Raw genomic sequence first — 24,958 nt, 5'->3', positions numbered from 1 at the left:
GAAAATATCCTTTCCGGAGAGTCATTTATGTCTTTATCCAAAGATAATATATGGAAGTTGTTGGCCCCATTAGTGGTGATGGGCGTCATGTTGCTAATTCCTGTTCCAGATGGTATGCCGCCGCAGGCCTGGCACTATTTTGCGGTTTTCGTCGCGATGATTGTCGGTATGATCCTGGAGCCGATCCCGGCGACAGCGATCAGTTTTATCGCCGTAACCATTTGCGTTATCGGCAGCAATTACCTGCTATTTGACGCTTCAGAACTGGCCGATCCGGCGTTTAAAGCCAGTAAACAGGCGCTGAAATGGGGGCTTGCCGGTTTCTCCAGCACCACGGTCTGGCTGGTTTTCGGCGCGTTTATTTTCGCGCTGGGCTACGAAGTGACCGGGCTGGGGCGCCGCATTGCGCTGTTTTTGGTAAAATTCATGGGTAAACGCACGCTGACGCTCGGCTATGCGATTGTCATTATCGATATTTTGCTGGCGCCGTTTACTCCCTCCAATACGGCTCGTACCGGCGGGACTGTTTTCCCGGTCATCAAGAACCTGCCGCCGCTGTTTAAATCGTTTCCAAACGATCCTTCCGCACGCCGCATCGGCGGTTATTTGATGTGGATGATGGTGATCAGTACCAGCCTGAGCTCTTCGATGTTTGTCACTGGCGCGGCCCCGAACGTATTAGGTCTGGAGTTCGTCAGCAAGATCGCTGGCGTCCAGATTAGCTGGCTGCAGTGGTTTCTCAGCTTTCTGCCGGTAGGGATTATTTTACTGATCGTTGCGCCGTGGCTCTCCTATGTACTTTATAAACCTGAAGTGACCCACAGTGCGGAAGTCGCGGCCTGGGCTGGCGGCGAGTTAAAAAACATGGGGCGTCTGTCCCGCAAAGAGTGGACGCTGATTGGCCTGGTGCTGCTTAGCTTAGGATTGTGGGTTTTTGGTGGAAAAATCATCAACGCCACTGCCGTGGGTCTGCTGGCCGTCTCGCTGATGCTGGCGTTGCATGTTGTGCCGTGGAAAGATATTACGCGCTACAACAGCGCCTGGAACACCCTGGTGAACCTCGCTACGCTGGTGGTCATGGCCAATGGCTTAACCCGCTCCGGCTTTATTGACTGGTTCGCCAATACCATGAGTACGCATCTGGAAGGTTTCTCGCCGGATGCAACCGTGATTGTACTGGTACTGGTGTTCTATTTCGCGCACTATCTGTTCGCCAGTCTTTCCGCTCACACCGCGACCATGCTGCCGGTCATTCTGGCGGTGGGTAAAGGCATTCCGGGCGTTCCGATGGAACAACTGTGTATTCTGCTGGTGCTGTCTATCGGTATCATGGGCTGTCTGACGCCGTATGCCACCGGCCCTGGTGTGATTATCTACGGCTGCGGTTACGTGAAATCCAGAGACTACTGGCGGCTTGGCGCAATCTTTGGCGTTATCTATATCGCGATGCTGTTGCTGGTGGGCTGGCCGATTCTGGCAATGTGGAATTAAACATTACGCCAACGCAGGTTAAAAATGATGCCGTTCAGGTTCACCTGAGCGGCATTTTTTATGATTAAATGGGTAACATTCATAATGTGTATAAATTATCGAATTCATCATGAACACAATATGGCATTACAGTCCGCTGCTGGCTGCCCTCTTAACCCCGATTTTTGCCGCCAACGCCGACGAACTTCAGGCGCAACAGTACGGTGATTTCACTGACTATGTGCTGGCGCTTTCCTGGCAAACCGGTTTTTGTCAAAGCCAGCATGAACGCCGCCATCGGGAGCCCGATGAGTGCCGTCTGCAAAAAGAGCCAGCCAACAAAGCAGACTTTCTGACCGTCCACGGCCTGTGGCCAGGATTACCCAAATCTATCGCCGCACGCGGTGTTGACCAGAGACGCTGGCAGCGCTTTGGTTGTGCGACGCGGCCAATCCCGAATCTGCCTGAAGTCAAGGCCAGCCGGAAATGCTCAGCCCCCCCCCCCCGGACTTTCGCCTGACATCGCGACAGCGCTTAAGGAAGTGATGCCCGGCGCGGGGGGGAATTCCTGTCTGGAGCGCTACGAATATGCCAAACATGGCGCCTGTTTCGGGTTTGATCCCAATGCCTATTTCGGCACCATGATACGGCTGGATAAGGCGATAAAAGACAGCGCGCTGGGGCAGTTTCTGGCGGATAATTACGGCAAGACCGTTAGCCGCGCTGAGTTTGATAGCGTCGTCGCACAAACGTGGGGACAGGATAATGTCAAAGCCGTTAAAGTAAACTGCCATGGCAATCCCGCCTATTTAACAGAGATTCAGTTTTCATTAAAGGCGTCGATGATTAACGCCCCGCTCTCCTTTGCCTCATTCCTGCCGCAGCCGCATCCCGGCAACTGCGGGAAACAGTTTATTATCGATAAAGCCGGTTATTGACGAAGCAGAGGTTTAAAACCGTAGCCACATTTGAGAACACGCCCGAATGTAGACTAAAATTCACTCAGGGCTATGACGTTTGAGGATTTACCCGAATGTGAACTAAATCACTTCAAAGACGGGGTAAGTCTCAGTATCATCATGAGAGTTAAACCCTCGCCGCCAGACGGTGAGGGTTTTCTTTTGGGACCATTTACCTGCACTACTCGCAGTATCGATGACATGGAGTAAGAAATGTCCAGACCCACTATTATCATTAACGACCTTGACGCCGAACGTATTGATCGTCTTCTGGAACAGCCTGCGTATGCGGATCTGCCGATTGCCGACGCGCTCAACGCCGAACTGGATCGCGCGCAAATGTGTTCGCCACAAGAGATGCCGAACGATGTCGTCACCATGAACAGCCGCGTTAAATTCCGCAATTTGAGCGATGGTGAAACACGCGTGCGGACGCTGGTGTATCCCGCCAATATGACGGACAGCAGTACCCAGCTTTCGGTAATGGCGCCCGTCGGCGCGGCGTTGCTGGGACTGCGCGTCGGCGACACCATTCACTGGGAACTGCCGGGCGGTGCCTCCACCCATCTCGAAGTGCTGGAACTCGAATATCAGCCTGAAGCCGCGGGCGACTTCCTGCGTTAAACCATCTGCATAAGCGTTAATGCGTTTACACAGAGGATGCCTGCGCATCCTCTTTCCGTTAGCCCTTTCATTTGCCTGTTTCAGACAACGCCGCCTGGCATCGGATTGATTACTCCCGTCGCCTGTTTCTGCGCCGCTTGTGCCGACGTCGCTCCCGGCACCAGGATAACCTTCCGGCACTCTTCTTCGCGTTTTTCGAAAATTTCGTAGCCGCGCGCTGCCTCTTCAAACGGCATATAGTGCGTGACAATCTCCTCCGGCTTCAGCAACCCTTTTTCAATAAGCGGTAATAATTCCCCCAGCCACGCGTGAACATGGGTTTGCCCCATTTTAAAAGTTAGCCCCTTATCAAAGGCGTCGCCGAATAAAAAGCCGTGAATAAAACCGGCATACACGCCGGGCACGCTGACCACGCCGCCGCGTCTGACCGCCGCGATACATTGTCGCAGCGCTTTGCCGCTGCTGCCTTCCAGTTTAAGGTTCGTCAGCACCGTCTCCGTCAAGCTGCCTTTCGCTTCAAAGCCTACGGCATCAATTACCGCGTCCACGCCGCGGTGTCCTGCCGTCTGCTCGATGATTTTTTCCGCCGGATCGTTCTCATCATCGAAGTTGATCGGTATCGCGCCGTAACGTTCTTCGGCGAAACGCAGGCGCCAGGCGTGGTGATCAACGACGAAGATCTGCTCCGCGCCCAGCAGTCGCGCACAGGCGATAGTCAGTAATCCTACCGGCCCTGCGCCAAAAACCGCCACGCTGGAACCTTGCTGAATCTGGGCATTTTTTGCCGCCTGCCAGGCGGTAGGCAAAATATCAGAAAGAAACAGCGCCTTATCGTCAGATAACAGCGGCGGCACCTTAAATGGACCGACATTACCTTTTGGCACGCGAACATATTCGGCCTGTCCGCCGGGAACGCCGCCATACAGATGGCTATAACCAAACAGCGCCGCCGGCGGTGGGATCTGTTTTTTATTCATCGCCGCACCGTGTCCGTCGTTAGTGTTTTCACACGCTGAATATTGCTGTAGCCGACAGAAAAAGCAGTCACCACAGGCAATGACAAACGGGATAACGACCCGGTCCCCTTTCTGAATATTCTTTACATCATGTCCGGTTTCCACCACTTCGCCCATAAATTCATGGCCGAAAATATCGCCATGTTTTACCTGTGGGATCTTGCCGCGATAGAGATGCAAATCAGATCCGCAAATCGCGGTGGCGGTAACACGCAAAATGATATCGTCAGGCTGCTCAATGCCGGGATCGGGTACGTTTTCAACCTTTACGTGATGTGGACCGTGATACGTCAATGCTTTCATGCAGCCTCCGGGGTAACGGTGAATGTTGCGTTCGACTATAAAAGGGTAGCTATCCCGGAGAGACTGCCGGCAAAACAGGCGGCTTTAGGATTTTTCCTGGAAAATACACAACTTTTTTAACGTCAGGTTGCCGTAATATTTAAAATTGCCAGACAAATAGCAGAAAGAAACATTATTATATGCTTGAATAAATTCAGTATTGATTAACAGGGAGTAACGGGTATGTATAAGACAATCATTATGCCGGTTGATGTTTTTGAAATGGAACTTAGCGATAAAGCCATTCGCCACGCTGAGTTTCTGGCGCAACAGGATGGCGTCATTCATCTGTTGCATGTACTGCCTGGGTCCGCGAGCATGAGTCTGCATCGCTTTGCCGCCGACGTGCGTCGCTTTGAAGAACATTTACAGCATGAGGCGGAAACGCGTCTGCAAACGATGGTGGGACACTTCAGTATCGATCCTTCACGAATTAAAACGCATGTTCGCTTTGGTAGCGTGCGCGATGTCGTCAATGAGATGGGCGAAGAACTGGATGCGGATGTCGTGGTAATCGGTTCGCGTAATCCGTCCATCACGACACACCTGTTGGGGTCTAACGCCTCAAGCGTGGTGCGCCATGCGACGCTGCCAGTATTGGTTGTGCGTTAACCCTGGTGGCTAAAAACTGACACGCCCTGCCAGGTCACGCCTGGCAGGGCTTTTTACTGCATCATCGTTAGTACAAATGCCCGATATTCACAATAGTACTCACCGTGTCGCCAAAAAAGACCAGCCGACTCAGAAATACGCCGACGAATAACAAGACGAACAGGCGTTTCGGGCGCGAATCACCGTGACGGCTGGCGACAAAAGCGAGCGCAAGGCAGACCAGGCTTGCCAGATAAAACGGTGAAGCCAACCATGAACGCGCCGTCATCTGCATTACCGTTCCCCCGCTTAACCACACCAGCGGCGCCGCGATAAGTACCGCGATACACACCACAATCCCCTGGCGTAACGCAGGAACGGCAGGCCTGAGTTTTAACAGCGGAATCGCCGCGCAACCCATGACCCATACCGTAATAAAAAATAACAGCATGGTAAACCCATTAGCGATAGCCACCATCGCTGGCGCGGCGTAGGTCATCCCCTGCACCGCCACCAGTAACACGCCGAACACGGAGGCGATAAGAGCCATCGCTTTATGTCCCTTTGCCAGGAACGTTACGCCGACCGCTGCGCCAAACAACGTGGCGCCAAGGATTTCCCGACTTAACCAGGCATGTCGCAGGTTAATCAGCGCATCATAAGCGCGATCGGGATGCGCCAGATGCAGAATCGCGGCAATAGACGCCAATGCCAGCACCAGCCCGGTGGCCAACCAATAGAAACGCTGGCCTTCCACTTCACCACGCAGCGTACGCCATGTCAGTACCAAAGCCATCCCGACAGACATCTGGCTTAATACCGTAAAAAACACCAGCGGCAGTTCATATTTTTCCATTACTTGTCCTCCGGCTGCTTAGGCTGGCGCGCCAGAATAAAGCGCGTTCCTGGATTAAGCTGTGGCATATGCGGGAACCCTGGCGGATACTGCACCGCATTATCGGGCACAGGATCGGCATCCAAATCGATAATCGACAAGGCGCCCACCGGACAGGCGTTTACGCACGCCGGATTCATACCGATATCAAGACGCTCGTAGCACATACTGCATTTTTCCGCTTTACGCGTCTCTTCATTAAAACGCGGCGCGCCATAAGGACAGTTACGAATACAGTTTTTACAGCCGATGCAGCGCTCAGGGTTATGCACCACCACGCCATCTTCACGTTTGGTATAGGCTTCGACCGGACAGGCGGCGACGCAGGCCGGATGTTCGCAGTGGTTACAGGCCAGCGAGTAAAACGCCCGCTCTTCATGTGGATAGATGTCTTTATCCAACGGATAAACGTAGCGCCAGAAGCGATCCGGCTCCAGTTGGTTAAAGCTTTTACACGCCATAGCACAGCCGCGGCAGCCGATGCACTTATCGCTATTCACTAAAAACGCACGTCTCATGCTACGGATTCCCCTTTACCGATCAATACAACGTCAGCAAACTGACTGTGGATAGCGGCGCCCGGCGCGCCAGTTTTCATCAGCCCCATATCAGCAGGCGTATCGGCCACGACGTTTTGCACGTTGTACTGCCGTTTCGGGAACCACGCTTCATACATCACCAGAAAATCTTCCGGCACGTTGGTGGTGACTTTTGCCCGCAGCTCAACTTCACCGGTGCCATTGAAAACTTTGACCAGATCGTTCTCACTGATGCCCTTTTTCTTCGCGGAAGAAGGATGGATATAAACGAACGGTTCCGGGTAGAACACCTGCATCCAGTCCAGGTTGATAAACTGCGAGTGCAGGCCAAACTGCACGTGCGGCGTAAACAGATGGAACGGCAGTTTGCTCTCGGCTTCCGGTTTGTATTCCGGCAGCGCGGTGTGGCCGTTTTTCTCCGCCAGTTCAGATTTAAATTCATACTTGCCTGACGGCGTTTTGAACTTGCGATCGTACCAGGCGGCAGAACTTGGCAGGATCGCTTTTTTCGGCCCGTCCAGCAGATCGTCCCAGGAAGAGATGCCAAACATTTTCGCCATACCGTCGTTGAACTCCTGATCCAGCCAGCGCTTGTGATCGAACTCTTGCGGGAAGGTACAGGAACCCGGCGCCATCTTATTAATGGTGCGCGACAGCATGGTAGCGATTTCAAGGTCGCATTTTGCTTCATACATCGGCTTAATCGCCGGCTGATTAATGGAAAGCCAGTAGTGCCAGTAAGAAGCATCCACGTTCCACTCTTCAAACGCGGTGGTAACGGGCAGCACGATATCAGCGTGTTGCACCGTTTCGTTGAAGAACTGATCGGCGCAGACCACCATTTCCAGTTTTTCAAACGCTTTTTTCATCTTGCTGCGATCGAAATCCTGGGCAAACGGGTTTTTACAGGCGACCCACAGCATACGAACCGGCGGATCGTTGGCCTCCAGAATCCCCTGCGCCGTCTGGTTGATATTCAGAGAGCGATCGGAGTACTGCACGGCGTCGCTGCCAGCGGCAGCCCCGAATTCACTGGTGGTGCCCGCCGCTCCCGGTATGCCAATAGCGCCCACCGGCGGCTTCTGCAGCATGGCGTTATAGTTAAAGCCCCAGGTATGCAGATGACCATAACGCGCGCCGCCGCCTTCGACACCGATGTTGCCGGACATAGCGACAAAGGCATCGATAGCGCGAACGTTGGCGCCGCCGTTGACATGACGCTGCATCCCGTAACCAATCCAGACCGTGGCCGGCTTAACCGCCGTAAACTCTTCCGCCAGCTGGCGAATGACATCCGCAGACAGGCCGCAGATTTCTGCCGCCCATTCCACGGTGACGTTATTGCGCAGATAGGCTTCAAATTCCGGATAGCCATGAGCGTCTTTGTTGACAAAATCCTGATCGACCAGGCCTTTATCCACCAGGTGGCGCGCCATCCCCAGCGCCAGCGCGCCGTCTGAGCCTGGCCGTACGCGCAGGTAGAGATCGGCTTTGGCGGCAGTCTGCGACAGCAGCGGGTCGATAACCACGACCTTCGCCCCTTTCTCGCGCGCCTGATAGATGTACTTCATGCTGTGCATTGAGCACCAGGCCGGGTTGGCGCCCCAGATAATGATGTATTTCGCTTTCACCATATCTTCCGGGTCGTTACACCACATGTCGCCCATGTCGTAGTTTTGCGCGTCGATACCGGCAGGCCAGCACGGCGTACCGGCAAAACGGGTGGTGTAGCCAAGCGAGGACATCATCCCTTCAACGGCATAGTTCAGCACGCCAAACTTACCGGAATATTTGGTCAGCGCCAGACCGAGCATAGAACCGTCTTTTTTCTTAATCTCCAGCATTTTGGCGGCAATGCGCTGCATCGCCTCTTCCCATGAGATGCGACGCCAGTTGCCGCTACCGCGAACGTCCTGCGCCATGGGATATTTAATACGATCGGGGCTATAAACCCGGCGCGGATAGCTTAACCCTTTGACGCAAGGCGTACCGTGAGTAAATGTTGATTCCGGCGCGCCTTCCACGAAAGTAATGACCCCGTCCTTTACCCACGTCTTGAGGCTACAGGTGTCATAGCAGTTACGCGGACACGCGTTACGATAAATTTTGTACGTTTTAGGGTTAAAGGGAACAGGCGGCTGCGCAAGCGCGCATCGGGAGGTCAGTAATCCTCCGGGTAAAGCCGCAACGGCGCCCAGTGCCACTATCCCCTTTAAAAAAGAACGTCTGTTCAGATGTCCCGTCTCATTACTCATATTGATACTCTCGTTTTAATTCATCAAGCCAATAAAATAAGATGTCCGCCACTGTATATAACGTGGTCGTTTGTGCATGAGTTTTTATTTTTTCGATATATAATGGCACCCACTTTGTTAAATAGTTATTGATATATTGAGTGAGAGTAGATCGGTATGGTGACGTTTGCCGGGTATTAGCCAGTAATAGTGTGGTCAACTCCAGCACGCAGGAAATATGATCGTCAGGAATATTGCTCTCCTGATTAACCGATAATCCCAACGCTGCCATAAACTCCCGTATCTCCAGCGTCGCCTTTCCCATCACCAGCGCATCGTCCTCCAGATACACTGAAGCGAAAGGCGCAGCCAGCAGCTTGCCAGGACCGACGAATAGCGCATTAAAGTCATACTCCGTTTCCAGCCACGCCCGGTCGGTAAGGTTTACCGCAGCAGAGGGATTTAATCTCACGTAGGCAGATTTCAGTGAATGACTATCATGAGAATTAAAAAAATCACGCAATGTAAGCCCTGTTTTTTCTAATTCCGTCAGTGATTCATAGATTGAATCCATGAATAAATAACCTCACATACAAATGCAATATAAATCAAGAAAAAAGAATGGGCATGTTAGCGGAAGCGCTTAATGTTTCTTTGATAAAAAAACAGAAAAATTCCAGTTAAATCCGTAGAAGGCTTTTTTATTGTTTCAAAGTTTAAAAACAGAAGACCGTTGAAATAAAAAACCGTCTGTTATTAACAGACGGTTTCAGAGTATTGATAATGAAGAAGGTGTTTTACCCGGTGGCGTTCCCCGGGCATAAACACCGCAGGCCCGAATAGCTTACACTATCGGGCCATTTACGATGGCCAGTTAACTGGCCTTGCAGGTGTGCTTACTTCTTTTTATGCGATTTTGGTGCGAATCAGATAATCAAAGGCGCTCAACGAGGCTTTCGCCCCTTCGCCTGTGGCGATGATAATCTGTTTGTAAGGAACGGTGGTGCAATCGCCTGCGGCGAAGACGCCCTTAACGCTGGTTTCACATTTGGCGTCAATAATGATCTCGCCCATGCGGTTACGCTCAAGCGCGCCTTCCAGCCAGTGGGTATTCGGCAACAGACCAATCTGCACAAAAATCCCTGCCAGCGCGACGCTATGAATATCGCCGCTGACACGGTCACGATACTCCAGCCCCACCACTTTCGAACCGTCGCCCTTCACTTCTGTCGTTTGCGCATTCAAAATGATATCGACATTTTTCAGGCTACGCACTTTGTCCTGTAGCACCTGATCCGCCTTCATCTCCGGCGCGAACTCCAGCAACGTAACGTGTTCTACAATACCTGCCAGATCGATAGCCGCTTCAACGCCGGAGTTGCCGCCGCCGATGACCGCCACACGCTTCCCTTTAAATAACGGACCGTCGCAGTGCGGACAATAGGTGACGCCTTTGGTGCGATACTGATCCTCGCCCGGCACATTCATATTGCGCCATTTCGCGCCGGTGGCGATGATGATACTGCGCGCTTTCAAGACTGCGCCGGATGCCGTTTCAATCTGATGCAAGCCGCCTTCTGTCGCGGCCGGAACCAGTTTACTTGCGCTCTGGCTGTCGATAACGTCAACGTCGTAATCGCTGACATGCGCTTTCAGCGCGCCCGCCAGTTTCTGGCCTTCGGTTTTCGGCACCGAGATATAGTTTTCGATATCCACGGTATCCAGCACCTGACCGCCGAAGCGCTCGCCCATCAGACCGGTACGGATGCCTTTGCGCGCCGAGTAGACCGCTGCCGCCGCGCCCGCCGGGCCGGAGCCGACAATCAGTACGTCATACGCATCGCGTTTGTTCAGCGCTTCCGCCGCGCGTTTTTCTGCGCCAGTATCCACTTTAGCGACAATCTCGGTCAGAGTCATACGTCCCTGGCCGAACTCTTTACCGTTGACAAACACCGCCGGAACGCCCATCACGTTACGTTCGGTGATTTCGTTCTGGAAGGTGCCGCCATCAATTGCCGTATGTTTAATACGCGGGTTCAGCACCGCCATCAGGTTCAGCGCCTGCACTACGTCCGGGCAGTTATGGCAGGAGAGTGAATAATAAGTTTCGAATTCAAAATCGCCGTCAATATCGCGAATCTGCTCCAGCAGCGACTGCGCTTCTTTTGACGGATGACCGCCGGTCCACAGCAGCGCCAAAACCAGCGAGGTAAATTCGTGGCCCAGCGGAGAACCGGCAAAGCGCGGCCCCTGCTGAGAACCTGGATTCGTAATCAGGAAAGACGGCTTGCGCACCGGCAGAGTATTGTCTTCTTTAAATGTGACTTTGTCGGACAGCTCGGCGATTTCAGCCAGCAGTTCCTTGATTTCCGCCGATTTAGCGCTGTCATCCAGCGTGGCAATCAGCTCAACAGGTTTGGTCAGTTTCTCAAGGTAAGCCCTGAGCTGGGTTTTCATATTTGTGTCGAGCATTCTTCTTCCCTCTCTGAAAACATCATCATGCAAGCCGACTTCGCGGGACTGCATTAATGCAACTTGCGTCATGGTGCTGAAATGAAATGGGCGCAGGTGCGCCCATGACTGAAACAATTTCCAAAGTATTTCACGTCAGAGTAAGACGGCTAGCCTGAGAATCCCCGGGAGCTTACTGAAGTAAGTGACCGGGGTGAGCAGGCGACGCCAACGCAGCTATGGCGTGAAAGACGACGGAAATTTAGATTTTACCGACCAGGTCTAAAGATGGAGCCAGAGTCGCTTCACCTTCTTTCCATTTCGCCGGGCATACTTCGCCTGGGTGAGCGGCAACGTACTGTGCTGCTTTAATTTTACGCAGCAGGTCAGACGCGTCACGGCCGATACCTTCAGCGGTAACTTCGATCGCCTGGATAATACCCTGCGGGTCAACAACAAAGGTCGCACGGTCTGCCAGACCTTCATCTTCACGCATGTTGTCGAAGTTACGGGTCAGGGCGCCAGTCGGGTCGCCGATCATCGCATATTTGATTTTTGCGATAGTTTCAGAGCTGCTGTGCCATGCTTTGTGCGTGAAGTGAGTATCGGTTGAGACGGAATAAACGTCTACGCCCAGCTTCTGCAGTTCTTCGTAATGGTCGGCAACGTCACCCAGTTCAGTCGGGCAAACAAAGGTAAAATCGGCCGGGTAGAAGAAGAAGACGCTCCAGCGGCCTTCGGTATCTTTCTCGGTGACTTCAATGAATTCACCGTTTTTGAACGCCTGGTTTTTGAAAGGTTTGATTTTGGTGTTAATTAAGGACATCTATACTTCCTCCGTGTTTTCGTTGAGGAGTAAGTTAACGAAATTTTGCTGATTCGGCTAATGCGTTTCCATTATCAAATCAATAAGCGTTAACTAACAACCCGATTCGGACGACATTGTGAACACTGCGCCCTGTCAGCCATCTAAAGTAAAAAGGCCGCCTGACAGGCGGCCCCATTACCTGAACTACCCGTAGGTAACTTCAGAGCCAGTACGACTCGTCTTGCAAATTACAGACGTATTGTCTGCAACTCGAAATCCATAGCGTATATGCTGGCTAAGTGTTGCGCTCTACATTACCTTAACAAAGGCTGTAACAGCGAAAAGGATTACATCACCCCAGCACAGAAAGGGCAATCCTGGCACGCCAGCTCTTACCTATGTCTGTGATAGGCATCATCATTAATACTCTTTTCGCTTTGATATTAAAAGGAAAAAATATGATTAAACGTACATTGCTGCTTGCTATGCTGCCCATTCTCGCCCACGCGGAAGAACTGCCTGCGCCGGTTAAAGCCATTGAAAAACAGGGTATAACTATCCTGAAATCCTTCGAGGCGCCGGGGGGCATGAAGGGCTATCTCGGAAAGTATCAGGATATGGGCGTCACGATTTACCTGACGCCGGACGGTAAACACGCGATTTCCGGCTATATGTATAATGAAAAAGGCGAAAATCTTAGCAACGCCCTGATAGAAAAAGAGATCTATGCACCGGCCGGACGTGAAATGTGGCAGAAAATGGAAAAAGCGTCATGGATACTCGACGGTAAAAAAGACGCGCCGGTGGTGCTGTATGTCTTCGCCGACCCTTTCTGCCCCTATTGTAAGCAGTTTTGGCAACAAGCTCGTCCGTGGGTCGAATCCGGCAAGGTACAATTACGCACATTACTGGTCGGCGTGATTAAACCGGAAAGCCCGGCCACAGCCGCAGCGATTTTAGCCGCGAAAGACCCGGCGAAAACCTGGCATGACTATGAAGCCTCCGCAGGAAAGATGAAGCTGGAGGTTCCGGCGTCCATCCCCCCGGCGCAGATGAAAGTCATTAATCAGAATCAGCAGCTAATGGACGATCTTGGCGCTAACGCGACGCCAGCAATTTATTACATGAATAAAGATAAGATTTTGCAACAGGTTGTGGGTTTACCGGAAAAAGCGCAACTGGACGCCATGATGGGGCAGCCTTAACGCAGAAATTAGCAAAGCTGGAGCTTAACCGTACCACGCCCGATAGCGCTACGTTTGTCGGGCCAACCTCTGACTGGCATTAACGCAACGCCAGACCAGCATGTCATCCGACACAGCCTTTTTAGACTAACGGCGTGGTTATAAAAGTGTACGTTATGTCCGCCTTTACTGTAATTATTTACTCGCTAAAATATTCATAACTGTGGTATTTTAGTTTAAATAAACTCTACATTAAGTTTAATAAACATAACTCTGGTAAATTATTGAGATTAAGTCATAATCATGGAAGATACCATGATAATGCCGGGAACATACTATGGCTAACCTTTACGACCTTAAAAAATTTGATCTTAACCTGTTGGTTATATTTGAATGTATCTATCAACATTTAAGCATTAGCAAAGCAGCAGAAACACTCTACATTACACCTTCTGCCGTAAGCCAGTCATTGCAACGCCTGCGCACGCAATTCAACGACCCTCTATTTATTCGTTCAGGCAAAGGAATTACGCCTACCGTAACAGGCATTAATTTACATTATCATTTAGAAAATAATCTTAACAGCCTGGAACAAACTATTAATATAATGAATCAGTCCAGCCTGAAGAAAAAATTTATTATCTACAGCCCACAGCTGTTGATCACCCAATATGTGATGAAATTAGTTAAATATATCCGCAAAGATCCACAGGTTGAAATTGAACATCACGACATTTTGACCACTGACGAACTGCCTGAAGATCTGCTTGCCTACCGCAAAGCAGATATTGTGGTTTCAATGGCCCCACTGAATAATCGTTCTATTGTTTGTACTCACTTTAATAGGCTAGAATGCATCCTGGTTTGCAGTGAAAACCATCCCCGACTAGGCGACACCGCCACTATCGACGAAATTCTACAAGAGTCATTTACGCAACTCGTCTCCCGGGCAACCGGTATGAAAGAATATCATTCACTTATGGATGATGTGCTGGGGGAAAGAATAATTGGTTTCAGAAGCAAATCGCTGATGACCATCGCCAACTCTATCAGCTCCACGGAGCTTATTGGTTTTTTACCACAAACATTTTTTGACTATTACTCTTCCTCTATCAAACTTAAAAAAGTCACCATACCTTTTACCATTGCTCCCATACAATTCTATCTTATGTATAATAGGGCTTCGCTGAATAATAGCGGATTTGCTGAGCTCATTGAGCACATCACAAAAAAACATTAATAAGAAGGTCAGATAACGAATATTAATATAAATTTAATGTATATGTTTATGGGATATATTTATTTTACAAATATAATAAAGCATTGCAAGTTCATCTAATCTGCTTATCCTTTATGTTAATTATTTCGAATATACTGTAGTTAACACATCGGAGACTATCCAGAGATGTCGGTTTATAAAGTTCCGCTCGAGCAAAATGTTCTGGAAGCGGCTCAAGAGCGTATAATGTGGACCCTGGAAACCTTACCCCGGGTCTGCGTCTCATTTTCTGGTGGTAAAGATTCAGGACTTATGTTGCACCTGACGGCAACGTTGGCGCGCAAAATGAATAAAAAGATCCATGTTCTCTTCATTGACTGGGAAGCGCAATTCTCCTGTACCATCGCCTATATTGAATCGTTACGTGAATACTACGCGGACGTTATTGAGCGTTTTTATTGGGTCGCATTACCCTTAACCACACAAAATTCCCTTTCACAATACCAGCCGGAGTGGCAGTGTTGGCAGCCGGGTACCGACTGGGTACGACAACCGCCAGAAGATGCGATTACCGATCCGGCCTTTTTTTCCTTTTATCAACACGGCATGACCTTTGAACAGTTCGTTCGCGATTTTGCCGACTGGTTTTCAGAAAAACGTCCTGCCGCTATGCTGGTCGGTATTCGTTCCGACGAATCCTATAACCGATTTGCCGCTATCGCTAACTCGCATAAGCTGCGCTTTGCCGACGATAAGCCCTGGACCACGTTAGCCCCTAAGGGGCACACCTGGTATATCTATCCCATCTATGACTGGAAAACCGCAGATATCTGGACCTGGTTCGCCAAAACAGGTAAACCATGTAACCCTTTGTATAATTTGATGTATCAGGCTGGAGTACCGCCCCGTTACATGCGTATTTGCGAACCGTTCGGCCCGGAACAACGACAGGGGTTATGGCTGTATCATGTTATCGAACCTGAGCGCTGGGCGGCCATGTGCGCCAGAGTCAGCGGCGCACTCAGCGGAGGAATATACGCCGGACAAGACAGCCATTTTTACGGCCACCGGAAAATTTTAAAACCCGATCACCTTAACTGGGAAGAGTACGCGCTGCTCCTGCTACACAGTATGCCTGAAGTCACTGCCGAACATTACCGTAATAAAATCGCCGTTTATTTGCAGTGGTATAAGAAAAAAGGCATGCACACCATTCCACAAACGCAGCATGGCGATATCGGATCGCGCGATATTCCGTCGTGGCGACGGATCTGCAAAGTATTACTGAACAATGATTACTGGTGCCGGGCGCTGTCATTCAGTCCGACAAAACCTAAGAATTACCAGCGTTATAACGAACGTATGAAAGCTAAACGCCAGGAATGGGGGATCTTATGCAACACCGACTCACAACCGAAATAACTCACTTTCTCTCTGAACTGCCTGAAGAGGAGAGGATCGCCGCCATTAATGAATTTAGAATGGCGATACATAGCGTTAGTCCTTTTCGCGATGAGCCTGTCGATTGTGTCCTGTGGGTGAAAAACGATCATATTTCACCTAATGACTACAACCCGAATAACGTTGCGCCGCCGGAGAAAAAACTGCTGCTTAAATCGATTGAACAAGATGGGTTTACTCAGCCGATCGTGGTGGTAAAGGCCAATACGGAGGAGTACGAGATTGTAGACGGTTTTCACCGTCATGAGCTGGGCAAAGGAAAAGCGGCCCTGAAAAGGCGTCTGAAAGGCTACCTGCCGATAACGTGTCTGGACAGAGAACGTCACGAACGCATGGCGGCAACCATTCGGCATAACCGCGCGCGCGGGCGCCACCAGATCCACGCCATGTCAGAAATCGTGCGCGAACTTTCTCTGCTAGGCTGGGACGAGAGCAAAATCGGCCAGGAGTTAGGTATGGACGCCGATGAAGTCCTGCGCCTGAAACAGATCAACGGCCTGCAGGAGCTTTTTGCAGACCGTCGATTCTCCAGAGCGTGGACGGTTAAATAACTACAGTTTACACAGGCGCTCTGCGGCGGCCAGCAGCGTTGATTCCTGTTTAGCGAAACATAAACGTATAAGCTGATGCGGGAAAGGGGCGGCGCAAAAGACAGAGAGCGGAATAGCGGCGACACCGACTTCTTCGGTTAGCCACTGACAAAACTCAACGTCATTTAGCGTCGACACTGCGCTGTAATCGATTAACAGAAAATAGGTACCTTCACAGGGCAGCACTTTTAATCGGCTTTGCGCCAGCGCGTTAACCAGCACATCGCGTTTTTTCCGGTAAAAATCGGGTAACGCGCGATAGTGTTCCGGCGCGGCGCGCAGCATATCCGCCAGCGCCAGTTGCGCCGGCGTATTGACGCAAAACGTCAGGTACTGATGAACTTTGCGTATTTCGGCGCTAATGGCCGCAGGCGCAACGCAGTAACCAATCTTCCATCCCGTCATATGAAAGGTTTTACCAAACGATGAAACGGCAACCGCCCGCTCTCGTAACTGAGGGTGCGCCAATACGCTGGCATGACCTTCGACGGCAAAACAAATATGTTCGTACACTTCATCGCTTAACACATAAATTTCCCGCTCGCCGATAGCCTGCCACAGCGCCTCGATATCCGCCTGACGCCAGACGGTAGCGGTGGGATTATGCGGCGTATTGAGGATCACCAGTCGCGTGCGCTCGCTAAGCAACGCCGAAAACGCCTGCCAGTCGACGCGAAAATGCGGCGGCGTAAGCGCTATGCGTTTTAACACGCCGCCGGAGAGCGCCACGGCTGGGGCATAGCTGTCGTAACTGGGATCGAAACAGATAACCTCATCCCCTGCCCGCACCAGCGCGGTAATCGCCGCATACAGCGCTTCTGTCGCGCCCGCTGTGACGGTGATATCACTGACGTCATCGGGTCGATAACCATATATTTCCGCCGTTTTATCGGCAATGGCCTCCCGCAGCGCCTGCGCCCCCGTCATCGGCGCATATTGATTCGCGCCCTGCGCGACATGATAAGCCAACCGCTCGTGCAAATAACGAGGACCATCAAAATCAGGGAAGCCTTGCGATAAATTTATTGCCTGATGTTTCTGCGCCAGCGCGCTCATTTGCGTAAAAATCGTGGTACCAAGATTTGGCAATTTGCTTTTTGGAATCAGTGGGTTATTTCTCATTATCTTCATACCCGCCAGTGATGTGGTTGTTGACACACTATCACAGGGTGTTAGTATTTGGCAATCAAGACGTTTAGATGTCTAAATATAATAACAACGGTGAGAAGACCCTAAGGACAACACAACATGAACCACACTGAGATCCGCGTCGTTACCGGCCCGGCGAATTATTTTTCCCATGCAGGAAGCCTCGAAAGACTGACCGACTTTTTCACGCCGGAACAGCTTTCCCACGCCGTTTGGGTGTACGGCGAACGCGCGATTGCCGCCGCCCGGCCTTACCTGCCGGAAGCGTTTGAACGTGCTGGCGCAAAGCATCTGCCGTTTACCGGCCATTGTAGCGAACGCCATGTTGCCCAACTGGCGCACGCCTGCAACGACGATCGTCAGGTGGTGATAGGCGTCGGCGGCGGCGCGCTGCTCGATACCGCCAAAGCGCTCGCCCGCCGTCTGGCGCTGCCGTTTGTCGCTATCCCGACAATCGCGGCAACCTGCGCCGCCTGGACACCGCTTTCCGTCTGGTATAACGACGCGGGACAGGCGTTACAGTTCGAAATTTTTGATGATGCCAATTTTCTGGTGCTGGTCGAACCGCGCATTATTCTGCAGGCGCCCGATGACTATCTGTTAGCTGGCATTGGCGATACGCTGGCGAAATGGTATGAAGCCGTTGTGCTTGCGCCGCAGCCTGAAACGTTGCCATTGACCGTAAGGCTGGGCATTAACAGCGCGTGCGCTATTCGCGATCTCCTGCTGACCAGCAGCGAACAAGCATTAGCGGATAAACAGCAGCGTCGGCTGACCCAGGCATTTTGCGACGTGGTGGATGCGATTATCGCTGGCGGCGGTATGGTCGGCGGCCTCGGGGAACGCTATACCCGTGTCGCCGCCGCCCATGCGGTACACAACGGTCTGACCGTTCTGCCGCAAACGGAAAAATTCCTGCACGGAACGAAAGTGGCTTATGGCATTCTGGTGCAAAGCGCGCTACTGGGACAAGATGACGTGCTGGCGCAATTGATTACAGCGTACCGGCGATTTCATCTGCCGGCCCGGCTTAGCGAACTGGACGTGGATATTCATAACACCGCCGAGATCGATAGGGTCATCGCGCATACCCTGCGCCCGGTCGAATCCATCCACTATTTACCGGTGACGTTAACGCCAGACACCCTGCGTGCGGCGTTTGAAAAAGTTGAATTTTTCAGAATATAGCCTGGTGACGTTGCGTTTATCAGGCCTGGCAACACTCAGCAGCAACGCGCGCCGCCTTTTCCACCATAGCGCGCATCCTGCCGCTCGCGGAAAAATTCTTCATAGGTCATCGGCGTCTGATCCGGATGCGTTATGCGCATATGTTCCACATAGTTGTCGTAGTCTGGCACGCCAATCATCATTTTTGCGGCCTGTCCCAGATATTTTCCGGCTTTCGAAAGCGTATCGAACATCGTTGTCACCTGTCATCCAAATGCCCTCTCCTTATTCTGGAGAGGGCTATTGATGTAAAAAGATTAGTGCGCGCCTTTCGCCTGCGTCACGATCTCATCCACATTTTCCGGCATCGGCTCATACGGCGTTTCATTCGCCGTCGGTTTATCAATCTTCAGAGCGGCCAGCGCCGTCTTAATAGAGAAGACCGCCAGCACCACGACCACCACCATAAAGAAGATGGTTAGCCCGGCATCCAGACGGTTATTGAATACCAATTGCGCGAGCTGCGATTCGGTGTACTGCGGCGGAATATTGCCGCTGTCGATCATCGCCTGGAACTTATTGGCAATGGCCAGGAAGCCGATTTTCGCATCCGGACTAAACGCTTTCTGCCAGCCCGCCGTCAGCGTACAAATCAGCAGCCAGGCCGTTGGCACCAGCGCGACCCACGCATAACGCTGACGCTTCATTTTGAACAGTACCACGGCGCAAAGCATCAGCGCCATGCCCGCCAGCATCTGGTTAGCGATGCCAAACAGCGGCCACAAGGTGTTAATACCGCCCAACGGATCGACCACGCCCTGATGGAGGAAATACCCCCACGCCAGCACGCACAATGCCGTAGCAAGCAGGTTCGCTGGCAGCGAATCGGTACGTTTCAGCCCTGGCGACACTACGCCCAACAGATCCTGCAACATAAAGCGCGCCGCACGGGTACCCGCATCCACCGCCGTCAGAATAAACAGCGCTTCAAACAGAATGGCAAAGTGATACCAGAACGCCACATCCATCATGCCGCCCAACGCGCCATGTAAAATGTAGGCCATCCCTACCGCCAGCGTTGGCGCACCGCCTGCGCGGGAGATAATGGATTGTTCGCCGACTTCATTGGCAATCTGGTGTAACGTATCCGGCGTGATAGCGAACCCCCAACTACTGACCACCTGCGCGGCAGAAGCTACGACATCCGCTGTCCCCGCTGGCGCCAGTACCGCCATCGGGCTATTCATCGCAAAGTAAACACCCGGATCGATAATACAGGCGGAGACCAGTGCCATAATGGCGACGAAAGATTCCATTAACATCCCGCCGTAGCCGATAAAGCAGGCCTGGCCTTCGTTGGCCAACATCTTCGGCGTCGTGCCGGAGGAGATGAGCGCATGGAAACCGGAGACCGCGCCGCAGGCAATGGTAATAAACAGGAACGGGAACAGGTCGCCCGTCCAGACCGGTCCGGTACCATCAACAAATTTGGTCAGCGCCGGCATAGTCAGCGTCGGACGCATGATCAGAATCCCGACCGCCAGACCGACAATCGTACCAATTTTCAGGAAGGTAGAGAGGTAATCACGCGGCGCGAGCAGCAGCCAGACCGGCAGTACCGCCGCGACAAAACCATAACCCACCAGCATCCAGGTAAGCTGCACGCCAGTAAAATCAAAGTACGGCGCCCAGGTTGGGCTTGCCGCCACCCATCCGCCGGAAATAATAGCGAAAATAAGAAATACCAGCCCAATGACCGACACCTCGCCGATGCGCCCCGGACGCAGATAACGCAGGTAGATGCCCATAAAAATCGCCAGTGGAATAGTGAACGCGACAGTGTACGTTCCCCACGGGCTATGGGTCAGCGCTTTCACCACGATCATCGCCAGGACGGCCAGAATGATCACCATGATCATAAAGCAGGCTACCAGCGCGATCACCCCTGCCGTCGCGCCCATCTCCTCTTTAACCAACTCGCCAAGCGAACGCCCATCGCGCCGGGTCGAGACGAACAGCACCATAAAGTCCTGCACCGCTCCCGCCAGCACGACGCCCGCCAGCAGCCAGATCATCCCCGGCAGATAGCCCATCTGCGCCGCCAGTACCGGCCCGACCAGCGGACCTGCGCCAGCAATGGCCGCAAAATGGTGACCAAAAAGCACTTTTTTATCGGTCGGGACATAATCCAGACCATCATTATGACGTACCGCGGGCGTCATACGCGTTGGGTCAACCGCCAGCACTTTTTTGGCGATATAGAGCCCATAAAAACGATACGCAATAAGATAGACACAGACCGACGCCACCACGATCCATAGCGCGTTGATCTGTTCCCCACGATTTAACGCAATATAGCCCAAGGCAAACGCACCCAATACTGAGAGCGCTGTCCAGACGAGGTATTTCCCTGATTTATTCATAGTTGTTGTCCGTTTGGGTGTTCCAGAGAGATGTTACATTTTGTTTCTATAACACCTTTACCGTAATTAACAACACAACAACATGATAAAACCAGATCGTTACCCATTTTTTACATTACAGTGTTAACCAGATCACTTCCTTTCTTGGTTAATGCTGCAATTGCATTTTACTTTGCCAGAACTATCCCATTACCGCCGTTCCCAGGCGACAGGTGCAGCAGCGCCTCCCCTGCTCGTCAAAGAGCGTAATTTCCCAGCTTTGATTCTGCCGCCCCAGATGCAGCGGCAGGCAAACGCCGCGTACTTTCCCCTGCGAGATGGCGCGGTGGTGAGTGGCGTTTAACTCGGTCCCGACCACGCACTGCCCGTCGCGGGTCATCAGATAACCCGCCATTGATCCCAACGTCTCCGCCAGCGCTGCCGATGCGCCGCCGTGTAGCAGACCAAACGGTTGATGAGTGCGGGCATCGACGGGCATTTCCGCCTCCAGCACGTCATCGCCCAGACGGGTGTAAACAATGCCCAGATGCGCCACCAAAGTGTTCTGACTGGTAGCGTTCAATTCATCCAGCGTTAAATGCCGTTTCCAGATCATCGTCAGGCTCCCAATGTTGAACCGCCGTCCACCACGATATCCTGCAAGGTAATGTGGCTGGCCAGATCGGAGGCAAGAAACAAAATGGTATTGGCTATCTCCTGCGGACGGGCGATTTTACCGAGCGGTATGCCGAGCTTAAACTGTTCGCCGAAACCGCGAATACGCTGCTGTTCGGCATCTTCACTCACCCATAACGTGCGCTGCATATCGGTGTCAGTCGAACCAGGCGACACCACATTACAGCGCACCCCGCAGCCCGCCAGCTCCAGCCCTACGGTTAGCGCCAGGCTTTTCAGCGCCGCTTTAGAGGCGCCGTAGGCGCTCATACCGATGCGCGGCGTATGCGCCGCATCTGAGGCTACGGTGACAATCGCCCCTCCCTGCTGACGGCGAAACTGCGCCATCGTCTGCGAAAACAGGTTAAATGCCCCGCCCACATTGACCGCAAACGTCTGCTGCCAGTCGTCGACGCTAAGCGCATCGGTCGCTCCCATACGCAAAATACCGGCGGCGTTGACCAGCACATCCAGCCGCGTCGTTTTTTGCAACACACGCTGGCACACCTGCGCAACCTGTGCGGCATCCGCCACATCCATGACTTCGGTAGCAAAGGGATAATTCTCTTGCGTAAATTCGCGATCGAAGCCGATCACCCTCGCCCCGGCGTCGACAAACGCCAGCGCCGTCGCGTAACCGATCCCTTTCCCCGCCCCGGTCACCCATACCGTTTTGTCTGAAAAATCAAAGCCGGTCATTACTCTACCCCGCGAGAAAGCAGCGCCCACCAGGCGTCAATGGTCGGGTTTTTCGCCAGCATCACGAAGTCGATATCGCCGTGTACTTTACGCCAGCGCGCTGCCAGCCCCATCATGCGTACTGAATCCAGGCCATAATCAATCAGGTTTTCATCATCCAGCGGCTCGTCGGTCTCATCCAGCAACGGCAGAATCAACGCCCGCAGCGCCGCTTTACTGGCAGGAACCGGCGTCGGCAGCAGCGACTCGGTCATGACGACGCGACCGGAACGCCCCGCCACATAGTTCAGCGCCATCAGATGCTCTTCCCGGCTGAAATCCGCCAGCGCATCCGCCACCATAAACGGCTTAATGTCGCGCATAAACGCATCGGTAGCGGTGGTCATACAGCCAATATGCGCATACACGCCGGTAATGATGAGCTGATTACGTCCGGTATCTTTTAACATCTGTTCCAGCGGCGAGCGGTGAAACGCGCTATAGCGCCACTTCACCAGCACCGTATCCGCCTCATCCGGCGTTAAGGCTTCTACCACCTTCTGCTGTTCCGGAGAGCGCGTCAGTCCCGGCCCCCACATATCATTGAGTAACGCGCGATCTTCATCGCTTTGCTCTTTCGGCTGAGCGGTGTAATAGACCGGGATATGATGTTCCTTACAGTACTGGCGCAGGGCGGCGATATTAGCAATCACCTGGTCCATCATTGGGCAGTTGCGGCCCCAAAAGCTGACAAAGTAATCCTGCATATCGTGGATGAGCAGCGCCGCGCGCTCCGGCTCAAATGCCCAGTTCACTTTGTTGGTCGGGATATCCAGTGCGGTGGGCAGCGCGTAAGACTGTAGTTTCGGGATTGCCATCTCTCTTTCTCCTTCAGAGCGGTGAACGTGACGCCAACCGCTGGCGTAATTGTTTTTTATCGACTTTACCAACCGGCGTCAGTGGCAGTGACGCAACGCACTCCACGCGATCCGGTAATTTAAATTCCGCCACGCCCTGCTCTCGCAGGAAACGGCGTACCTGTACCGCTCGCAGCGGCTCTTTTACCACCAGATATGCGCAACTTTTCTCCCCCAGCAGTTCATCTTCCATGCTGACCAGCGCCGCATGGATCACCGCCGGGTGGCGCAGTAACAGGTTTTCTATCTCTTCGGCGGCTATCTTCTCGCCGCCCCGATTGATCTGATCTTTTTCACGCCCGTGAACGGTGATGTAGCCGTCTTGATCAATGGAGATCAGATCGCCGGAACAGTAAAAACCGTTGGCGTCAAAGGCGCTGGCATTGTGTTGCGGACTGTTGAAATAGCCGCGAAAAGTATAGGGGCCGCGCGTCATCAGACGACCAATCTCGCCCGGCGGCAGTGGATTCCCGTCGGCATCCGCCACCCACACTTCGTCGTCCGGACACATGGGTCTTCCCTGGGTATTGATAATCCGTTCCGGACTATCGTCCAGCCGGGTATAGTTCACTAACCCTTCCGCCATGCCGAAGACCTGCTGCAACTGACAACCAATTTCAGCCGGAATACGGGCGGCCAGCGTCGCAGAAAGCCGCGCGCCGCCGACCTGCAATAACCTTAATGACGCCAGCGGCGCATTGCCGCCCCACTCCTGGATAGCCTGTAGCCATAGACTGACCGCGGGCGGCACCAGCGCCGTGGCATTAATCTGGTGTTTTTCGATCAGCGGGAAACAGAGCGTGGCGCTGGGATCGGTCGCCAGCACTACCGTTCCTTTGGCGAGAAAAACGCCCAGCGCGCCCGGCGAACTCATGGCGTAGTTATGCGCGGCGGGAATCGCGCACAGAAAACGCGTCTCCTCGTTGAAACCGCAAATCTCATTGCTGCGGCGCACGCTGTAGTAATAGTCGTTATGGGTACGGGGAATAAGCTTTGGCGTGCCGGTAGTACCGCCGGAAAGCTGAAAGTAGGCCACTTCGTCAGCAGGTGATGGCGTGGCGGTGAAATCTTCCGCCGCCTGCCGCATCGCCGCGTCCAGGCTGTGATCGCCGTCGTCGTTACGCAATAACACCACCCGCACAGAGCGGTGTTCAGCCACAAACGTGTTGAGAAAGTCCTCGCCGGCGAACAGCGTATGTTGGCGATCGGCAATCACCAGCGTCGGCGCGATCTGCATCGCATAGGCGTTAAGTTCGGTACGTTGATGGCTAAACAGCGCCAGAACGGGCGCTACGCCAAGCTTCAACAGGGCGAAAAAAGTGATATACAGTTCCGGTACATTCCCCAGTTGCACCAGAGCGGTTTCGCCAGGTTTGATGCCCTGACGGCGTAAATAGCAGGCCAGATTATCCGCGGCCTGGTTGAGCTGGCGATAGCTGAATGCGCGCTCGCCTTCAATGACCGCCGTCTTATCGCTGTCAGCGTGGCGGGTCAGAATATCGGTCAACGGCACGTCTTGCCAGTAGCCTTTTTCACGATAACGGCGGGCAAATTCATCCGGCCAACGGGTGAAAGGTATACGCATCA

22 protein-coding genes and 1 pseudogene are annotated in these 24,958 nt (G+C 52.7%); 9 read left to right on the top strand and 14 right to left on the bottom strand.

All coding sequences use genetic code 11. From position 1 onward, the window contains the following. Positions 1-27 precede the first annotated feature (27 nt). From citT to rnk, 3 genes and pseudogenes are all read left to right on the top strand, one after another. The gene (gene citT / locus J4617_RS20095) at positions 28-1,491 is read left to right on the top strand and encodes a citrate/succinate antiporter CitT (protein WP_000059029.1); all 1,464 of its coding nucleotides are present in this window, start codon (positions 28-30) and stop codon (positions 1,489-1,491) included. A 109-nt stretch (positions 1,492-1,600) separates the two neighbouring features. Next, positions 1,601-2,408: pseudogene (gene rna / locus J4617_RS20090) on the top strand (ribonuclease I). A 234-nt stretch (positions 2,409-2,642) separates the two neighbouring features. Then, on the top strand, positions 2,643-3,053 hold the full coding sequence (rnk, locus tag J4617_RS20085; RefSeq protein WP_000089748.1) for a nucleoside diphosphate kinase regulator: 411 nt from the start codon (positions 2,643-2,645) through the stop codon (positions 3,051-3,053). Positions 3,054-3,133: 80 nt separating this feature from the next. On the opposite strand, the gene J4617_RS20080 is transcribed toward rnk, so the two are convergent. Continuing rightward, positions 3,134-4,372 carry a zinc-dependent alcohol dehydrogenase gene (locus tag J4617_RS20080; protein ID WP_000646109.1) on the bottom strand — a complete coding sequence of 413 codons (1,239 nt, stop codon included), beginning with the start codon at positions 4,370-4,372 and terminating at the stop codon, positions 3,134-3,136. A 222-nt stretch (positions 4,373-4,594) separates the two neighbouring features. On the opposite strand from J4617_RS20080, the gene uspG reads away from it, so the two are divergent. Further along, positions 4,595-5,023, top strand: a complete 429-nt coding sequence (gene uspG / locus J4617_RS20075) for a universal stress protein UspG (protein WP_000278499.1) — start codon at positions 4,595-4,597, stop codon at positions 5,021-5,023. Positions 5,024-5,090: 67 nt separating this feature from the next. Here uspG and J4617_RS20070 read toward each other — a convergent pair whose 3' ends face one another. The 6 genes from J4617_RS20070 to ahpC all read right to left on the bottom strand — a co-directional run bounded on the left by J4617_RS20070 (position 5,091) and on the right by ahpC (position 11,947). Then, positions 5,091-5,858, bottom strand: a complete 768-nt coding sequence (locus tag J4617_RS20070; RefSeq protein ID WP_000417097.1) for a dimethyl sulfoxide reductase anchor subunit family protein — start codon at positions 5,856-5,858, stop codon at positions 5,091-5,093. Continuing rightward, on the bottom strand, positions 5,858-6,415 hold the full coding sequence (locus J4617_RS20065) for a 4Fe-4S dicluster domain-containing protein (RefSeq protein ID WP_001250381.1): 558 nt from the start codon (positions 6,413-6,415) through the stop codon (positions 5,858-5,860). The genes J4617_RS20070 and J4617_RS20065 overlap by 1 nt, the downstream gene beginning before the upstream one ends. Then, positions 6,412-8,691: a molybdopterin-dependent oxidoreductase gene (locus J4617_RS20060; protein WP_017465574.1), complete on the bottom strand. Its 2,280-nt coding sequence runs from the start codon at positions 8,689-8,691 to the stop codon at positions 6,412-6,414. The genes J4617_RS20065 and J4617_RS20060 overlap by 4 nt, the downstream gene beginning before the upstream one ends. After that, positions 8,684-9,244, bottom strand: coding sequence for a molecular chaperone (locus J4617_RS20055; protein WP_000377435.1), 561 nt, complete (start codon positions 9,242-9,244; stop codon positions 8,684-8,686). Before J4617_RS20055 ends, J4617_RS20060 begins: the two co-directional genes overlap by 8 nt. A 332-nt stretch (positions 9,245-9,576) precedes the next feature. Then, positions 9,577-11,142 carry an alkyl hydroperoxide reductase subunit F gene (ahpF, locus tag J4617_RS20050; protein ID WP_000887644.1) on the bottom strand — a complete coding sequence of 522 codons (1,566 nt, stop codon included), beginning with the start codon at positions 11,140-11,142 and terminating at the stop codon, positions 9,577-9,579. A 241-nt stretch (positions 11,143-11,383) separates the two neighbouring features. After that, complete coding sequence (ahpC, locus tag J4617_RS20045) at positions 11,384-11,947, bottom strand: alkyl hydroperoxide reductase subunit C (protein ID WP_000052802.1); 564 nt, start codon at positions 11,945-11,947, stop codon at positions 11,384-11,386. 440 nt (positions 11,948-12,387) lie between these two features. Here ahpC and dsbG point away from each other — a divergent pair, with 440 nt between their 5' ends. The 4 genes from dsbG to J4617_RS20025 all read left to right on the top strand — a co-directional run bounded on the left by dsbG (position 12,388) and on the right by J4617_RS20025 (position 16,344). Then, positions 12,388-13,134: a thiol:disulfide interchange protein DsbG gene (gene dsbG, locus J4617_RS20040; RefSeq protein WP_000597122.1), complete on the top strand. Its 747-nt coding sequence runs from the start codon at positions 12,388-12,390 to the stop codon at positions 13,132-13,134. 316 nt (positions 13,135-13,450) lie between these two features. After that, a complete protein-coding gene (locus tag J4617_RS20035; protein WP_000002497.1) occupies positions 13,451-14,353 on the top strand; it encodes a LysR family transcriptional regulator in 903 nt (300 codons plus the stop codon). Positions 14,354-14,518: 165 nt separating this feature from the next. Next, positions 14,519-15,754, top strand: coding sequence for a phosphoadenosine phosphosulfate reductase (locus tag J4617_RS20030; protein WP_000118137.1), 1,236 nt, complete (start codon positions 14,519-14,521; stop codon positions 15,752-15,754). Further along, on the top strand, positions 15,727-16,344 hold the full coding sequence (locus J4617_RS20025; RefSeq protein WP_001164756.1) for a ParB/RepB/Spo0J family partition protein: 618 nt from the start codon (positions 15,727-15,729) through the stop codon (positions 16,342-16,344). The genes J4617_RS20030 and J4617_RS20025 overlap by 28 nt, the downstream gene beginning before the upstream one ends. Here J4617_RS20025 and J4617_RS20020 read toward each other — a convergent pair whose 3' ends face one another. After that, positions 16,345-17,505 (bottom strand): pyridoxal phosphate-dependent aminotransferase, encoded by a 1,161-nt coding sequence (locus J4617_RS20020; RefSeq protein ID WP_001245597.1) that lies wholly within the window; start codon positions 17,503-17,505, stop codon positions 16,345-16,347. A 126-nt stretch (positions 17,506-17,631) separates the two neighbouring features. Here J4617_RS20020 and J4617_RS20015 point away from each other — a divergent pair, with 126 nt between their 5' ends. After that, on the top strand, positions 17,632-18,720 hold the full coding sequence (locus J4617_RS20015; RefSeq protein ID WP_001016849.1) for an oxidoreductase: 1,089 nt from the start codon (positions 17,632-17,634) through the stop codon (positions 18,718-18,720). Positions 18,721-18,755: 35 nt separating this feature from the next. Here the strand turns inward: J4617_RS20015 and J4617_RS20010 are convergent, their stop codons facing one another. The 6 genes from J4617_RS20010 to entE all read right to left on the bottom strand — a co-directional run bounded on the left by J4617_RS20010 (position 18,756) and on the right by entE (position 24,956). After that, entirely contained in the window at positions 18,756-18,953 is a 198-nt protein-coding gene (locus tag J4617_RS20010) for a YbdD/YjiX family protein (protein WP_000460619.1), read from the bottom strand. Positions 18,954-19,016: 63 nt separating this feature from the next. Then, the gene (gene cstA, locus J4617_RS20005) at positions 19,017-21,122 is read right to left on the bottom strand and encodes a pyruvate/proton symporter CstA (protein WP_001043108.1); all 2,106 of its coding nucleotides are present in this window, start codon (positions 21,120-21,122) and stop codon (positions 19,017-19,019) included. 181 nt (positions 21,123-21,303) lie between these two features. After that, complete coding sequence (gene entH, locus J4617_RS20000; protein ID WP_000637965.1) at positions 21,304-21,717, bottom strand: proofreading thioesterase EntH; 414 nt, start codon at positions 21,715-21,717, stop codon at positions 21,304-21,306. 2 nt (positions 21,718-21,719) lie between these two features. Then, entirely contained in the window at positions 21,720-22,475 is a 756-nt protein-coding gene (gene entA / locus J4617_RS19995) for a 2,3-dihydro-2,3-dihydroxybenzoate dehydrogenase EntA (protein WP_000145522.1), read from the bottom strand. Next, entirely contained in the window at positions 22,475-23,332 is an 858-nt protein-coding gene (locus J4617_RS19990) for an isochorismatase (RefSeq protein WP_001007166.1), read from the bottom strand. The genes entA and J4617_RS19990 overlap by 1 nt, the downstream gene beginning before the upstream one ends. A 13-nt stretch (positions 23,333-23,345) precedes the next feature. Then, on the bottom strand, positions 23,346-24,956 hold the full coding sequence (gene entE / locus J4617_RS19985; RefSeq protein WP_001222459.1) for a (2,3-dihydroxybenzoyl)adenylate synthase EntE: 1,611 nt from the start codon (positions 24,954-24,956) through the stop codon (positions 23,346-23,348). Positions 24,957-24,958 lie beyond the last annotated feature (2 nt).

This window comes from Salmonella sp. 32010601201800023SM, assembly GCF_017572235.1.
GTDB classification, from domain to species: domain Bacteria; phylum Pseudomonadota; class Gammaproteobacteria; order Enterobacterales; family Enterobacteriaceae; genus Salmonella; species Salmonella enterica.
Note: the sequence above shows the minus strand (reverse complement) of the source record. Positions and strands in the feature narration are given on the sequence as shown.